Here is a 15126-nt window from a genome sequence, read left to right on the forward strand (position 1 = left end):
CCATCTGCAGGAGTGCAAGCCATGACTCGCCGAACATCGATTGCAGTGCCGCTTTTCGCTGCCGTGCTGAGCCTCGGCGTCATCCTCGTGCCCGCGCACCGGCTCGACGCCCAGACTCAAGGCCCGGTCGCCTCTCCGGGCTCGATCGTCGACGTTCCGGGCCCCATCCTCAACGAGTTCGGAGAGGAAGTCGTCGCCACTTTCTCGATCGTAGCGCGCGATCCCGCCACCGACGAGCTGGGGGTGGCGGTGCAGTCGCGGGCCTTCCGCGCAGGGGCGATCGTGTCGTATGCCAAGGCGGGAGTGGGGGCGATCGCGACCCAGGCGGCGGCCAACCAGACCTACGGACCGCGCGGGCTCGAGCTCCTGGAGCTGGGGCTCTCGCCGGACGAGGTGGTGGAACACCTGACGGGTGCGGACCCAGGCCGTGACCGCCGCCAGCTCGCCGTGATCGACGCCGAAGGGCGGGTGCGGGCCTACACCGGATCGGGCACCAGCGCCTGGGCGGGGCACATCGAGGGCGAGAACTTCTCCGCGCAGGGCAACATCCTGGCCGGGGAGGCGGTGGTGCAGGCGATGGCGGAGGCGTTCGAGTCGTCGAGCGGGCCGCTCGCGCTCCGCCTCATGGACGCCCTCGATGCCGGCGAGGCCGCCGGGGGCGACGCGCGCGGCAAGCAGGCCGGAGGGGTGCTGGTGGTGAGGCCCATCGGCGACTCGGGCCGCACCACCGACCGCTGGGTGGACGTGCGCGTGGACGACCACGCCGAGCCGTTCAAGGAGCTGCGCCGCCTGGTGAACATGTCGGTCTCGCGCATCCACTCGCGGGACGCGCGCGAGCTGGCTGCCCAGGGCCGGTTTGACGAAGCCATCGCGGCCCAGAAGGAAGCGATCGCTATCGTGCCCGGGGAGGATCAGCTCATCTACGGGCTGGCGCGCCTGTATGCCCGAGCGGGCGATGCCGCGGGCGCGGTCGCCACGCTCGAGGAAGCCATCGCCATCGACGCGCGCTGGCGCGGACTGGCCGCATCGCAGGCCGATTTCGACAACATCCGCGATAACGCGGAGTTCCGGAGACTCATAGGATGAGACTCGGGAGGACCATGACCACGAGATTCCAGAGGACAATGACCATGAGTGTTCGCGCATTCTCCCGTTTCCACGCATTCTCCCGTTTTCGCGCATCCCCCGTTTTCCGCGCATCCTTCGCCTTCATCGTGCTCGCCATGCTTCCTGCGTGCGCCGGCGACGTGTCGCTCGACCTGAACCTCGAGGGGCTCCTGCGGGAGCGGAGCTACGTCAACCCGCGCTCAGCGGCCGATCCCGACGTGCCGCCGTTCAGCGCCGGGGTGATGGTGGGCAACACCTTCCACGTATCAGGGACGTTGGGGCTCGGACCCAACCAGACCGTGCCCGAGACCGCCCAGGAGGAGGCCCGCAACGTTCTGACCAACGTGCAGAACACGCTGGAGGCCGCGGGGCTGACCATGGACGACCTGGTGTCGGTGCAGGTGTACGCCTCGGACGTCGCGGACTACGACGCGTTCAACGAGGTCTACCGCACCTTCTTCACGCAGGAGTACCCGGCGCGGGCGTTCCTGGGCTCGGGCCCGCTGCTCTTCGGGGCGCGCTTCGAGGTACTGGGGTTCGCGGTGCAGCGGTAGCCGGCGAGGCTGGCTAGAACGTACTCACAAGCTCCCGCATGCGGCGCTTCGCGGCCTCGTCCGGGAAGCGGCCCAACGCCGAGTGCATGTTCTCCACGAGGTGCACGGGGTTCGAGGTCTCGGTGAGCGCGCAGGTCACAGCCGGGTGCGACAACACGTACTTGAGCGAGAACTGGGCCCAGCTCTCGCAGTCGAACTCGGCCGCCCAGTCCGGGAGCGTGTGGTCCGCGACCCGCCCGAAGTAGCTCCCGTTCATGAAGGGCCGGTTGGTGAGCACGGCCAGCCCCAGATCCTGCGCCAGCGGCAGGATCCTCTCCTCGGCGAGCGGCTCCATGACCGAGTAGTTCACATGCACGAAATCGAACGACTCGCTCCGCATGAAGGCCTCGAGCCGCTCGAAGTTGCGGTACGCGGAGACGGTCACGCCAACGTAGCGCGCTTCGCCACTGTCCTTCCAGCCGCGCACGTTGGGCCAGTGAACGTCGAGGTCGCGCAGGCTCTCGACCTGTAGCAGATCGAGGGTCGGGCGCCCAAAGAGCTGCTGCGACTGGCGCATCTGCGCGATGCCGGCGTCCTCGCCCTCGGTGTTGATCTTGGCGGCGAGGAAGAGACTGTCCTGGAACCGGGGCCGGGTCAGGATCCGACCGAACTCGCGGTCGATTTCCGGGGTGCGCGGCGAAGTGTCGACCACGCGGCCGCCCTGCTCGAGGAGCGTGCCGAGCACCGCCTCCAGGGGCTCCGTGCCTTCCGTGGGGATCTCAAGCACAGGCTTCGAAGATCCGAACCCGACGATGGGCAGGCGCTCGCCGGTGCCCGGGATCTCGCGGGTGGGGAAGGCTTGTTGGAGGGAGACCAGGCTACGTGGGAGCGAGAGCGCTGCGCCGAGTCCGGCGACGCGGGTCAGGAACTGTCGGCGGTTGGTGTCGTCGAATATCATCTCGCCTCCTCGCGCGGGATATCAGGCTCGGTTGCCGAAGGCAGGTCTCTGTAAGAATGCAGCCCAACTTCACGAGCCGCCACCGACCGATCCATCCCTCATCCCGATCATTCTCGCTTCCGGGGATCAGTTTCCAGCGACTCATCCAGGGCTTCCCGCGCGGCGGCCTCGATCTCCCATGGTACCTCCGAATCGTGGTAGAGCGCGGCCCCGTTTGAGAGCGTGATGCCATCGCGTTGCGCCGGGGCGCCGCGATGAGCCGCTGGGACTGGCACGCTGGCAACCGAGGTCTCGGTCGGGGCGCGCGGATGAACCGCTGGGAGCGGCGGCAGTCGACGCCTGGTCGGATCCGGCCTGCTCGGCGCGTCCACCAGCATCCTTCCCTTCGGCGTGAAGAACACCACTGTTCCGTCACCGTTCACAGAGACCTTGACCCGCCCCTCGTGAACGGCTCGATGATGCCGCCGGCAGAGGAGCAGCGTGTTCCGGAGGCTCGTCTCGCCCCCGTCAGCCCAGTGTTTCACGTGATGCGCCTCCGTGAACCGACAGCCACACCCCGGAAAACGGCATCCCCGGTCCCGCTCCTCCAGCGCCCGCCGGATGTGTGGCGGAATCGTGCGCGTCCGGCGCCCCACGCTCAACATCGACCCGTCCTTCGCGTGGACCATCGCCACCACCGCGGCATCGCACGCCATGCGCCGGGACGTCTCCGCGGAAACGCGAATCCCGTCCAGATCCGAGCGCCCAGGCTCGCCTTCGGCCGCAAGCGTCGCCGCGTCGCAGTGGACCATGACCTGGTAGCGCTCCGCCCGGGTGCCGGACCCGATGTGACGCTCCGAATCTGAACCAGCCGTCGATCGCCCCTCTGGCGTCGCGCTCGACTCGCCACCCCCGAATCCCGCGGCCAGGGCCCGCTCGGCCAAGAGACCCACGGCATCCGCCCGACGCTGCTTCGGCTCCGGGCGCGCATCGCCCGCCTCGCAACTGACACCCCTTCCACTTTCGGCCGCATCTCGGGCATCGCCTTCGCGCCGGAACAGCGCATCCGACGCCGCCTCCACCGCCCGCATCAGCACGGCTCCGACCTCTGGCTCGAGCCGCCCCTTCACCAGGTACATCCCGTCGCCGTCCACGACGACCGAGAAGGTGCGGCTGCGGCGCCGGGCCTGCTCGGCGGTCAGCTCCGCGTCGCGCGACAGCTTCTTCCACATGCGCACCGTCCGCTCCAGCTTCGCCGCCGAGCCCGCGCGCGCGAACTCGAGCAGCTCCGCCTCGCGCTCGGGGGTCGCAACCCGGGTGAGCGCCCGCACCTTGGCGTACGAGATGGTGCCGTGTTTCAGAGCGTCCGCGGTTTGAGGCAGGCGCTCGAGCGCGCGGGCGGTCCGCACCCGTTCGCGGGCCGTCCCGATCTTCGTGCCGGTCCTCCAGGCCAGCCATTCGGCGCAGGAGGAGTAGCCGCCGTCCTTCCACCCGCCCCGCCGGTCGAACTCGGCGATGAGGGTCATCATGCGCGCCTCGGCGGAGTTGATGCGGGCCGCCAGTTCCGCGATGCGCTCGCCCAGCTTGCGGAGTTCGTCGTCGTTATCATCGCCCGCGGCGCGATTCGGGGCGTTCTGGGGACCGGACGGCGCGGGGTTGGCGTCGAGTCGGACACCCGTCGGTTCCCGCACCATCGCAGGCCGGGAGCAGGACCTCCGGCGCGTGTCGTAGAGAGAGTTCGCAGAAGCGATCATCGGTCCTCCCAACGTGATATTGTACAATAACTTACGTACAAATATAACGGCACTGAAATCGGCCTATCAGGATGCCCTGTAGTGGCCGAAACGCGGTTGGGAGACCTTCAGCGAAGGAAGCCGCCTGCGAGTGGCGTCAGCGAGCCCGCCAGCGCCTCTGGCAGGCCGGAGAAGATGGGGTCTCGGACTCCGCCGAATCGCGGGCTCCGAAACTGTCAATGGCGGAATGGGTCACGCGCATGTGAATTCGGGACGCAGCGCACAGGTGTCGCCGACCCCTCGACCGGACTACAGCCCAATGGCCGACGCCACCGCCCGTCAATGGCGGAATGGGCCGGCCGAATGCGACTTCGGGACAGCCAAACTCGACTCGGGCCGTTCTGGTTCCGGCCAACGCGGAGCTGCGAGACCCGGGCTTGTCAATGGCGGAATGGGACACGCGGATGTGAATTCGGGACGCAGCGCTGGGGCGAACGCGGTACGCCGCTACGGCTCATCGAGCACGGGACGGCCGCTACGGCTCGTCCGACGCCAGCCTCGTGCGCTCCCGCAGCAGCCGCTGGTAGTCCTCTTCGCTCAGGTAGGTGATCCCCACCCAGGCGTGCGACATCTCGTCCACCCCGCGGGCGCCGAACAATACCCACTGGTCCGGATCCGGATTGATGGGATTGTTGGCGGTATTGTCGAACTGCGAGTGGAAGAGGAGGACTGTGCCTTTGGGCAGCAGCGGCTGCACTTCGTCTTCGTAGATGTAGGCGATCTGCCAGTTGTGGTTGTACTGGTTCACGCGGCTGAGCATCTCGCGGCGACCATCGGGATAGATGGCCTCCATCGACATCGCGGTGCCGCGCATGTGCATGTGGGGCCGGAAACTCTGCAAGAGTGCCGGCTGGTCGAGCACGTAGGCGTGTTCCAGGGTCAGGTAGCCGTGCGGCGGGATGATCAGGTCGCGGGCGCGCGGGCCCGTCCTGAATGTGCCATCGATGAGGTGGCGCTGTTCACCCGCGGATGACAGCTCCGGCTCGTAGCCTGGCGGGTAAAGCCAGACGCCGGCCTCGACCACGTCGTCCGGAACCGGGGTGCCGATCGGGAAATAGTGGAGCCCCCAGGAGATCCGCGCCGGCCCGGGAAGCAGGAGCTTTCCCACGCCGTCGGGCAGCTTGTCCCAGCGCTTGCCGACGCCCATGCCGACCAGCTCCATGCGGTAGCCGTCCTGCACGAAGCGCACGTGTCCGTGGTGCACGACCTTGACGCCCAGCGGATACGAGGGCTTGAACTCCGCCGCCCGGATCCAGCGGCGCTCGGCGAGCCCCTCGAACTCCACGGTGTGGTCCCACCACTGGTCCTGGCCGTTGGCGACGACCGTGAACGGCTCCGAGCGCACCACGAAGTCGGGCGGGCCCAGCTCCGCCTCGAGCTCCCATTCGTACGCGGGCGGATACTCGATGGGCGGCGGCATGTCGGCAGCGTCACCCTCGGGCGCGCCCGCGTCGGCCCACTGCACGATGGTGGCGATCTCTTCGTCGCTGAGCGAGATGTCGTTCTCGTACTCCTGGATGCCGACCGTCTTGTCGAGGTGCCAGGGCGGCATGATGCGCTGTTCGACGCGGTAGCGGATGAGCGGTGCGAACGGAACCGTCTGCTCGTAGGTGAGGAGCGGCATGGGGCCGATGCCGTCCGGCCGGTGACACTGCTGGCACGAGCGCTGGATGATGGGCGCGACATCCCGCGACCAGGTGGGCGCGTCGTTGCCGGTCGACATGGCGACCTCGACGCCTGCGGGGCCCGCGTCCGCATTCTGGGCAGCGGTGGGTGCGCCCCAGGCAAACCCGAGGATCAGCGGAAGTGTCATCAGGCGGCTCATCGGCCTACCTCCACATGCAGATATCCGTTGGTCCAGCAACACTGGAATTCGAACTCGGGCACCCGGTTGTACGCAAGTACGCGCACGACGTAGCTGCCCGGCTCGCTGAAGGTCGCGACCGTGGTCACCGCCGCCCCGCCCTCCGCGCTCCACGCCTCATGAGAGACCTCGAGCTCGGACTCGCCGAAGGCGACCCGGCCGGGCCCACGGTGCTTGAACCACTTGATGCGGATGGGCCTCTCGTCCTCGGGAAAGACGCCGTCGCGATGGGTCCACGCGATCAGCCGCACGGCTTCGCCCGCCATGACATTCGCGGGCCCCGCCGCCGTCACCCCGGCCGGGCCCTGGCCTCCGGGACCATCGCGCTCCAGCCGCAGCACCGGCGAGGAACTCTCCCGTCCCGGAAAAACCCATCCGTTGATCTGGTACTGTGTGCTCCGGATGCGTCCGGGAACCGAATACGTGCGCCCATCGTGGCGCAGGCTCCAGACCACGTCGCCGTCGCCGAAGTCGGACGGGACCTTCACCGTGAAGACCCCCCAGTGGCGGCGGTCGCCCTCGGGGACCGGGAGAAAGTGGGTGGGCTGGATGCCATCGAAGATGGCGGGCTCGATGACGTTGTCCGGGCCCTGCGGAATCTCCAGGACCTCCTCGGTGTTCACGTTGAAGTAGCCGAAGGAGAGGGCGTAGGAGCCGTCCGGCATCGGGTACCAGCCCTCGAAGATGGGGATCACCGGCCCGCCCGAGGGGCGCAGGAAGTCGAGGTTGAACTGGGTCTCGCCGGGCTCTGCGACCCGCTGCTGGGACGCGCGCGGGAGTTGAGCTTCGAGCGGCGACGATGCGAAGACGGACACCGCGAGCACCGAGGCCACGGCAAGGGCGTGTGCCCGAGCCTGCGTCCATCGCCCCAAACCGGGCGCACGAGGAGCCATGAGGGCCATCCTCAGGGCTCGCTCAGCTTGAAGACATAGAGCGCGTTGTGGCCCTCGGGACTCACCAGCTCCGGGGTCAGGAAGGTAGGGATGCGCCACGGGCTGCCTCCCCCGCGCGCCGTCGCCACCGCGACATACTGCACGCCGTCGACCTCATAGGAAATCGGATAGCCCATCACCGAGGTGCCCAGGCGGCTCCGCCACAGCACCTCGCCGGTGCGGACGTCGTAGGCGCGGATCCAGCGGTCGAAGTCGCCGACGAAGACAAGGCCGCCCGCGGTGGTCAGCGCCGCGGTCAGGAAGGGCGAGCGCTGCTCGATGCTCCACACCTCGTCGAGGGTCGCCACGTCGTAGGCGGCCAGCTTGCCGAAGTTGCCGTCGGTCCCGGGCATCTCCATCCAGGCACGGTCGCCCTGGTTGCCCCCGGAGCCGGGCTCGAGCACGGTCTCCCGCCCCGCGATCTCCATGCAGCTCTGGCTCAGCGGAGTGACCAGGAGGCCGGACTCCGGATGATATCCGCTCGCGGGCCAGTTGTGGCCGCCGGCGGTGGAGGGACATACGGAGAGCCACTCGCCGACTTTGGCGTTGGCAATATCATCTCTATATTTGACGGCGCCCGTCTCATAATCGACATCCAATATATTCTGATATACGGTCTCGGTAAGTCCCAGGAACGCCCCGTCGCGCCGGTCCAGTTTCCAGAGGATGCCGTGCTTGCCGATTGAGATGACTGTAGGTTCGCCATTCACGTCCAGCAGCACCCGCTCGAGCGCCTCGTCCATGTCCAGCGATTCTCCGGGGACGTGGATGTAGTACCAGGCGATGGTGCCGTCCTCGACGCGGAGCGCGAGGGTGGAGTTGGCGTAGGCGGTGGAGTCGGCGGTGGTGAGGCCCCGGCTCGCGGCCACCCAGGGCTTGGCCTGGGCGGTGCCGAAGTAGACCAGTCCGACCTCCGGATCCCAGCTGCCCGTCATCCAGACGTCGGCCCCGCCGCGCAGGCCGAAGGGGAGGTCGCCCCAGGTGTCGCCGCCGGGCTCGCCCGGACGCGCCACGGTGTGGGTGCGCCAGAGTTCGCGGCCGGTGCGGGCGTCGTGGGCGGTGATGAAGCAGCTCTCCTCATGGAAGCGCCCGCAGCCGTTGATGCCGTTGATGACCCTGCCGTCGGCGACGATGGGGCCGGTGCTGTTCGAGTAGCCCTTCTCGGGATCGGCAATGCGGGTCTCCCAGCGGACGGACCCGGTGGCGGCGTCGAGCGCGACCATGTGGGCGTCGGCAGTGGCTACGAAGACCATGTCCTCCCATATGGCCAGGGTGCGCAGTTGTCCGCGCGGGCCGCCCTCGAAGCGCCGGCGGTACTCCCATAGCGGGGTGCCGTCGGCCGCGTCCAGCGCCTGCACCACGTTGCCGGGATTGCTGAGGAAGAGGACCCCGTCGCGCACCAGCGGCGCCTGCTGACTGCGCCCGTCCTCCATCCCCCACGACCAGGCGAGCTGCAGGCGGTGGACGTTCGAGGCGTCGATCTGGTCGAGCGGGCTGTACCCCCACGAGCCCGGATTGCCGCGCCAGTGCAGCCAGTCGGCCGCGGGGGGGTCGGCCAGGTCGGCGTCGGAGGCGGGGGTCGGCCGGGCAGGGCGCCAGGTGCGCGTCACGCCGGTCGGGGTTTCGCTGACGTCGCCGACCCCGCCCGGTGGCGGTCCGGTCAGCGCGTGCGGCGAGTGGCCGGTGCCGGGACGGCCGGGGACGGGAGGGACGACGGCGGGCGCGGAGGTGTCTTGTTGGGACCCGGACGCATCGCCGGACGCCTGGTCCGCGTCGGCCTCCGCGCCGGGCGGGTCTTGCCCCGGCTGCAGCAGCGCTGCCCCGGCGACCGGCGCGCCCGCAAGCGACACCCCTCCCAGGGTTCCCCCGTTTTCCCGAATGATGTACGCAACGACCGCCGCGTACTCCGCATCGCTCAGGGATTCCGGGGCATCCTCCGGCATGGTCGACCGGATGTTCTCGAGCAGCTCGCCGATCGGCTCGTTCCCCCACGCCCGGAGAAAGCTCCGGCCGGCGAGTTCCGGGGCCTCGAAGTCACCGCGGAGATTGGCGAGGTGGCAGTCCGCGCAGGCCTCGCGGTACACGGCCTCCCCCGCCACGGCCTGCTCATGGGTGTAGGTCGGCCCGCCGGTTGCCTCCATCTGCTGGCCAGCAATCGGACAGGGCGCCGCCGCGGCGGTGATGGCCAACGCCACAACAGCCACCGGCAACAGCAGAGGCCTCATTCCTGGCGACACAAAACACCCCGGCCGAGATGATTACGGTGGGTTCGCATCCTCAGGATGCCGCCGCGCCGCGGGCGATGCAAGACGGAGGAGACGAAGAACGAGCCCGCCTGATCCTGGCCCTGCGGGCGATGCCGTCTGTGGCCGGTCGGAAGCTCAGGCTCCGTCTCGCGTCAGCCGCAGGACCTGCGGATGTTCGACATCCAGTTCGTCGCGCCAGACGCCGAGCACCGCCTCCATCGTGATGTCGGTAACGCTGAAGCGATCCGGATTTTGAACGGTCCCCAGCCAGGTGCCATCGGCATCCAGAATGAGCCATTCCTGCGGCCGGTCCTGTTCGCTTCCGCCTCGATAGAGTTCGAGCCAGACCGCGCCTGAAGGATCGACAAGCATGTTGGCGTATGCCGGCCGGGTGACAGGCGCGGGCAACGCCTCGACCGTCCTCCGGAGCCAAGGGGGAAGCGTCATGCCGGGAGGAAGATCGACATCGAGACGGGAAGCCCGTTCCGCTGCAACCTGACCGTCGGTCAAACCCAGGGGATAGTCGGGGATGCGCAGGATGCGGGCGATGTCCCCTGCAGGGCTCAGTTCTTCAACCTGCATGACGTCTGACGGACCGTAGAAGACGCGCGATCCTTGCGCGGCCATCTGCGCTTCCTTGGCGAACAGCGCCGGTCCGGTTCCGGCGTTGTCCTCATACGAGAACGAATAGGACTCACGTCCCGGCCGCACGCCGATACTGTCGATCCAGGCACCGTCCAGGTCGAACCGGACCAGCGCCGTGGGCGGACGAATCAGTTGGTTGGCAACTTCCTCCAATCCGGTCCACACGGTGGACTCGCCGAGCAGTGTGCCATCCCCCAAGTAATGAATGTCGTCAACATTGAAGGGCAGCGCGAAGACCCGGACCAACTCCATATCCGGACCCACCACGGTGACTCGTCCGTCGTAGTCGAGCACAAACACCGTGTCGGCTACGAGTTTCACCCGCTGAAGGTTGCTGAACTCCCCCGGGCCCTCCCCCGGACCACCCATCGCGCCAAGAAACTCCCCGTCGGCGGAGTAGAAGCGGAGCTCCTGCGAGGCTCGATCGGCGAGCACCAGGGAGCCGTCCGGGCGCTGTTTCAGGCCGCGGACCCGGAAGAACTCGTGGGCCGGGCCGCTGCCGGACAGAGTGAGGTCGACGAGCGGGTCAGGACCGATGCTCCACCGGCTGGAATCGCCCCAGAGCGGCCGCGTCGCCTCGACGATCTCGATTCCCGCGCTGTCCCGCTGGACGACAAGGGGCGAGCCGGAATCCTGGGTCACGCAGGAGGCCAGGCCGCACAGGAGCAGTACGGCAACACCCCAAAGGCCGGCGGTCGAATGTGTCGGCATTGTCATTTGGCCTTCCATTGATCTTCGGGTTGTCAGTTACGCGTCAGCCGCAGCACCTGCAGGTGCTCGACATCCAGCTCATCCTCGCGGACGCCGAGCACGGTGTCCATCGTGACTTCCATGACCGTGAAGCGCCGCGGAACCTCGACGATCCCCAGCCAGGTCCCGTCTGCGTCCAGGACCACCCACTCCCGAGGCTGGTCCTGCTCGCTCTCTCCCCGGAAGAGCTCGAGCCAGATGGCCCCCGAGGGATCGACAAGGATTTCGGCGTAGGCGGGTCGGGTCCTCGCGTCAGGCAGGTCTTCGGCCAACCTCCGGAAAACCGATGTCGATCCGGGCCGAAATCCCCCGAGACGGGCATCACGCTCAGCAGCCACCTGGGCATCGCGCAGGTCCAGGGGATAGCCGGGAATGCGAATGATGCGCACAAGACTCCCGGTCATATCCAGCTCTTCCACCTGCATGGTTATGGCCGAACCCCGAAAGATGCGCTGTCCGAGCACGGCGATGTGGGATGTCTTGCCGAAGAGGGGCGGGGCCCCCGCGACCATTCCGTCCCGGACGTATGCATAGCTCTCGGTGCCGCGCGTCTCGCCGATGCTGTCGATCCGAACCCCATCCAGATCGAATAGAATCAGAGGCTCCGCATGCCGATTCACTTCGTTGGGGACATTCCCCTGCGGCCCCGGCGAATAGCTCTCCGTCAGGATTGCGCCGCTGCCCAGGTAATGCAGGTTGTTCGTGAACGGAGCGAGAGTGAAGGTGCGAACCACTGCGAGGTCGGGAGCGGCCACCGTGACGCGTCCCCTGCCCAGTGCGAGCAGCGTGTCGCCCGCATGGTCGATCGCCTGCAGGCCTCTGAATTCGCCGGGACCGTCTCCCCGACCACCGAAGGACCCCAGGAAGTCGCCGGTTGCGGAGTACAGCCGCACCTCCCGGGAGCCGCCATCGCCAACCACGATAGAGCCGTCCGGCCGCTGCTTCACGCCTCGGACGCGGAAGAACTCGTGGGGCGTGCCGCCGCCGGAGAGCGTGAGGTCGACGAGGGGCTCCGGATCGATGCTCCAGAGGCTGGCGTTGCCCCAGAGAGGCCGCGTCGCTTCGATGATCTCGACGCCGGCGCTGTCGCGCTGGACAACAAGGGGCGGGCTGGGGTCCTGACCGGCGGCGAACGAAGGCAACGCGTATAGCAGGAGAACGGCGGCGCAGGGCAGTATGTCAGCCGGATGTGTCGTCATTGTCCTTCGCGTCCATGGACGTCGGACATCCAATCTACGTGTCTGTCGGGCCACTTCAATTCCGCCTCAGCCGCAGCACCTGCGGATGTTGGACATCCAGTTCGTCCCTCCAGATACCGAGCACGGCGTCCATGGTGATATCCGACACGGTGAATCGGTCCGGGATCTCCACGGTCCCGAGCCAGGTCCCGTCGGTATCCAGCACCAGCCATTCCTGGGGCTGATCCTGCTCGCTCTGCCCACGGAAGAGCTCGAGCCAGACCGCCCCCGAGGGATCGACCAGGATGTCGTCGTAGGCGGGGCGTGTGTCCGACGCGGGCGCGTCTTCGAACCCCTGCCGGAAGGGGGAGCCGGGCGAAAGTCGATCAAGAAGAAAACCCCGCTCTGCGGCGATCTGGGCGGCGCTCAGGTCCAGCGGATAGCCGGGCACCCGCAGGATGCGCACGAGATTCCCGGACGTGTCCCGTTCCTGCACCTGCATCAAGTCGTTGGCGCCACTGAAGATTCGCCGTCCCATGGTCGCGATGTGGGATGACTTGCCGAAGAACACGCCGACCGACCCGCCGGATATGTAAAGCTCGGGGCCCTGCATCTCGCCGATGCTGTCGATCCGCTCTCCTTCCAGATCGTAGGTGATCAGGGGCACCGGAGGCCGAATCCGTCCGGCAACGCCAGCCGGTGGCAATACCAGCGCCCGCAGCTCCGGCAGGATCGCTCCGGAGTCCAAATAGTGCAGGTCGAGCGTCAAGGGAGGGATGTTGAAGGTCCTGACCACGGTCAGATCCGGAGCGACGACAGTGACCCGTCCATCGGAATCCATGGCCAACAGAGTGTCTCCGGCATTCTCTATCACGTACAGGCTCCTGAATTCGCCCGGACCTTCTCCGCTCCCGCCGAAGGAGCCCCGGAACTCACCGTCGGCGGAAAACAGCCGTACCTCCAGCGAGCTCCGATCGGCAATCATGAGAGAGCCGTCCGGCCGCTGCTTCATGCTACCGGACCGAAAGAACTCGTGAGCCGGACCGCTGCCCGTGAGCGTGAGGTCCACGACTGGATCCGGATCGATGTGCCAAAGGCTCGAGTCACCCCAGAGCGGCCGCATGGCCTCGACGATCTCGATGCCGGCGCTGTCGCGCTGGACGACGAGGGGCGGGGCATCGATTCCACCTGCACAGGCGGCAACACAGGGCAGCAGGACTACCCACAGGTACATCACGGTCGGGCGATTCATGGGCCCCTCCGGCTCGGCAAGGGTCAGACGGTCACGCGCAGTTTCCAACTCAGCCCTTCCCCCGAAGGCCTGCGTCACCCTGGTTCACTCCGCCTCGCTACCAGCTCCATTCCGGATCCACGGCCTTCACCACCATACCGAGCGCCTCGTACTCGCGGTCGGTGCGGTCGGGGGCGTGGGCAGCCGCGGAACGGTGGCTCTGCACCACGATCACCAGATCCTGGGAGGGAATGATGTAGGTCCGCTGATGACCGGCGCCGGACGGGTTGTAGGCGTCCGGCGGTATCTGCGGAATACGCCCTCCCCTGCCCTCCTCATCCGCGGTGTTCAGCCAGAAAAGGCCGCCGTAGTAGGGCTCGGGCCAGGCCGGCGCGGGTGACCGCACGAAGTCCACGAACTCCTCGGTGAGCAGCCGCTCGCCGTTCCACATGCCGCGATTCAGATAGAGCATCCCGAACCGCGCCCAGTTGCGCGCGGTGCCGTAGTTGTATCCGGTGAGCAGGAAGTTGCCGTAGGGGTCCGTCTCCATGATGAAGCGGCGGATGCCGATCTTGTCGAAGAGCGCGCGCTGGGGCCAGCTCAGGTACTCCTCGCCCAGCTCGTTCTCGACCGTGCGCTGGACGATGTAGCCCAGCGTCCAGGGGTCGGAGTTGCGGTAGCGGCCAACCGTGTTGGGCGGGAACTCGGCCTCGCGGCTGAACGAGAACTGGAAGGCATCGATGGGGGCCACGTAGCCCATGCGGTGGTCCACCTGCCCGGGGATGAACGACTTGGCCATCTGCTCGGGGGTGGCGCCGCTGTTGCTGAAGCGGAGGCCGCTCGACATGCGCAGCAGGTCGGCGATGCGGATCTCGGCGCGCGGGTCGCCCGGGGAATTCTGCCACTCGGGCACGGGCGCGGGCTGCCAGATCTCCAGGTGACCCATCTGGATGAGGCGGCCGATCAAGGTGGCGGTCATGCTCTTGGCCATCGACCAGCTCTCAAGCTGCGTGTGCATGTTGATGCCCGGGCCGTAGTCCTCGGCCAAGACGCGGCCGCGGTGGACGACCATGAACGCCGCTCGGTTGTCGCCCTCGGTGAAGAAGGTCTCGACGGCCTGGTCGAGCAGCTCCGCGTCCACGTAGTCCGGCAGGGGCTCGTCCGGGAGCATGTCGCCCATGGGCCAGGGGGTGGTCTCGGCGTCGGGGAGCGCGCTCACGACTTCGCGTGGCGTGAAGTACACGCCGTCGGTGTCGTTCGGGAGGATCACGCAGCCCTGGTCGCCGAAGTGCCGCGCGCGGGCCGACACCCCGTCCTGCGAGACGGTGACGATGCGCTTGTCCTCGTCAACGTCGAAGACCAGGCTCCCGCTCTCGTAGTCGCGTACCTGTCCGTCGGTGTGCAGCACGCTGCCGTAGAGGGCTTCCGTGCGGTCGCGCTCCGACACCCAGATCCCCGAGCAGTATCGCTTGGCGGGGCCGCTGAGCAGGTAGTAGAGGGGCGGGCCGTCGGGGACCCCCGCTCCGGTCGCGGCATCGGCGGAGGCTGCGGATCCGGCGTCGGCTTCGGCGCACGCCAGGAGAGGCAGGGCAATGAACACGACCAAACCGATGACTGCGATGCTTCTCATGTTCCTCTCGCTCCTTCGTACCTGATGTGCCGCGGCGGAAAGCCGTCGGAGATCGGGTTGCCGCATCACCGGGAATGGAGCTGGTGATCGAGCGCAACCGTCGTACCGGCAACATTCCTCCCGGCGTTGCGGCCACGCAAGGACAGGCCAGATCAGCCCGGTGTGGGCGACAACACTGGTGACCGTCGCCATCCTGAGCGGGTTGACACGTAGTATCCGCTTGACTAGTTTATTTGGACGTTAGTGTCGTTCGTTTGCACTATTCACGTGGCAGCGGCAT

At 67.6% G+C, this 15126-nt stretch carries 11 protein-coding genes; 2 read left to right on the forward strand and 9 right to left on the reverse strand.

Going from position 1 to position 15126, the window contains the following annotated elements; all coding sequences use genetic code 11:
- Positions 1-21 precede the first annotated feature (21 nt).
- Positions 22-1086, forward strand: a complete 1065-nt coding sequence (locus OXU32_01820; protein ID MDE0072708.1) for a DUF1028 domain-containing protein — start codon at positions 22-24, stop codon at positions 1084-1086.
- Between the two features lie 44 nt (positions 1087-1130).
- Entirely contained in the window at positions 1131-1661 is a 531-nt protein-coding gene (locus tag OXU32_01825; GenBank protein MDE0072709.1) for a RidA family protein, read from the forward strand.
- A gap of 13 nt (positions 1662-1674) precedes the next feature.
- On the opposite strand, the gene OXU32_01830 is transcribed toward OXU32_01825, so the two are convergent.
- From OXU32_01830 to OXU32_01870, 9 genes are all read right to left on the reverse strand, one after another.
- On the reverse strand, positions 1675-2598 hold the full coding sequence (locus OXU32_01830; protein MDE0072710.1) for an aldo/keto reductase: 924 nt from the start codon (positions 2596-2598) through the stop codon (positions 1675-1677).
- Positions 2599-2705: 107 nt separating this feature from the next.
- The gene (locus tag OXU32_01835) at positions 2706-4331 is read right to left on the reverse strand and encodes a DUF222 domain-containing protein (GenBank protein MDE0072711.1); all 1626 of its coding nucleotides are present in this window, start codon (positions 4329-4331) and stop codon (positions 2706-2708) included.
- Positions 4332-4845: 514 nt separating this feature from the next.
- Positions 4846-6195: a hypothetical protein gene (locus OXU32_01840; protein MDE0072712.1), complete on the reverse strand. Its 1350-nt coding sequence runs from the start codon at positions 6193-6195 to the stop codon at positions 4846-4848.
- Positions 6192-7127, reverse strand: coding sequence for a hypothetical protein (locus tag OXU32_01845; protein ID MDE0072713.1), 936 nt, complete (start codon positions 7125-7127; stop codon positions 6192-6194). Before OXU32_01845 ends, OXU32_01840 begins: the two co-directional genes overlap by 4 nt.
- Before the next feature lie 11 nt (positions 7128-7138).
- The gene (locus OXU32_01850; GenBank protein MDE0072714.1) at positions 7139-9370 is read right to left on the reverse strand and encodes a PQQ-binding-like beta-propeller repeat protein; all 2232 of its coding nucleotides are present in this window, start codon (positions 9368-9370) and stop codon (positions 7139-7141) included.
- A gap of 177 nt (positions 9371-9547) precedes the next feature.
- Positions 9548-10768 (reverse strand): hypothetical protein, encoded by a 1221-nt coding sequence (locus OXU32_01855; protein MDE0072715.1) that lies wholly within the window; start codon positions 10766-10768, stop codon positions 9548-9550.
- 32 nt (positions 10769-10800) lie between these two features.
- On the reverse strand, positions 10801-12006 hold the full coding sequence (locus tag OXU32_01860; protein MDE0072716.1) for a hypothetical protein: 1206 nt from the start codon (positions 12004-12006) through the stop codon (positions 10801-10803).
- A 55-nt stretch (positions 12007-12061) separates the two neighbouring features.
- Positions 12062-13237 (reverse strand): hypothetical protein, encoded by a 1176-nt coding sequence (locus tag OXU32_01865; GenBank protein ID MDE0072717.1) that lies wholly within the window; start codon positions 13235-13237, stop codon positions 12062-12064.
- A gap of 97 nt (positions 13238-13334) precedes the next feature.
- A complete protein-coding gene (locus tag OXU32_01870) occupies positions 13335-14846 on the reverse strand; it encodes a serine hydrolase (protein ID MDE0072718.1) in 1512 nt (503 codons plus the stop codon).
- Positions 14847-15126 lie beyond the last annotated feature (280 nt).

It is taken from the genome of Gammaproteobacteria bacterium, assembly GCA_028819075.1.
Classification (GTDB): domain Bacteria; phylum Gemmatimonadota; class Gemmatimonadetes; order Longimicrobiales; family Gaopeijiaceae; genus BD2-11.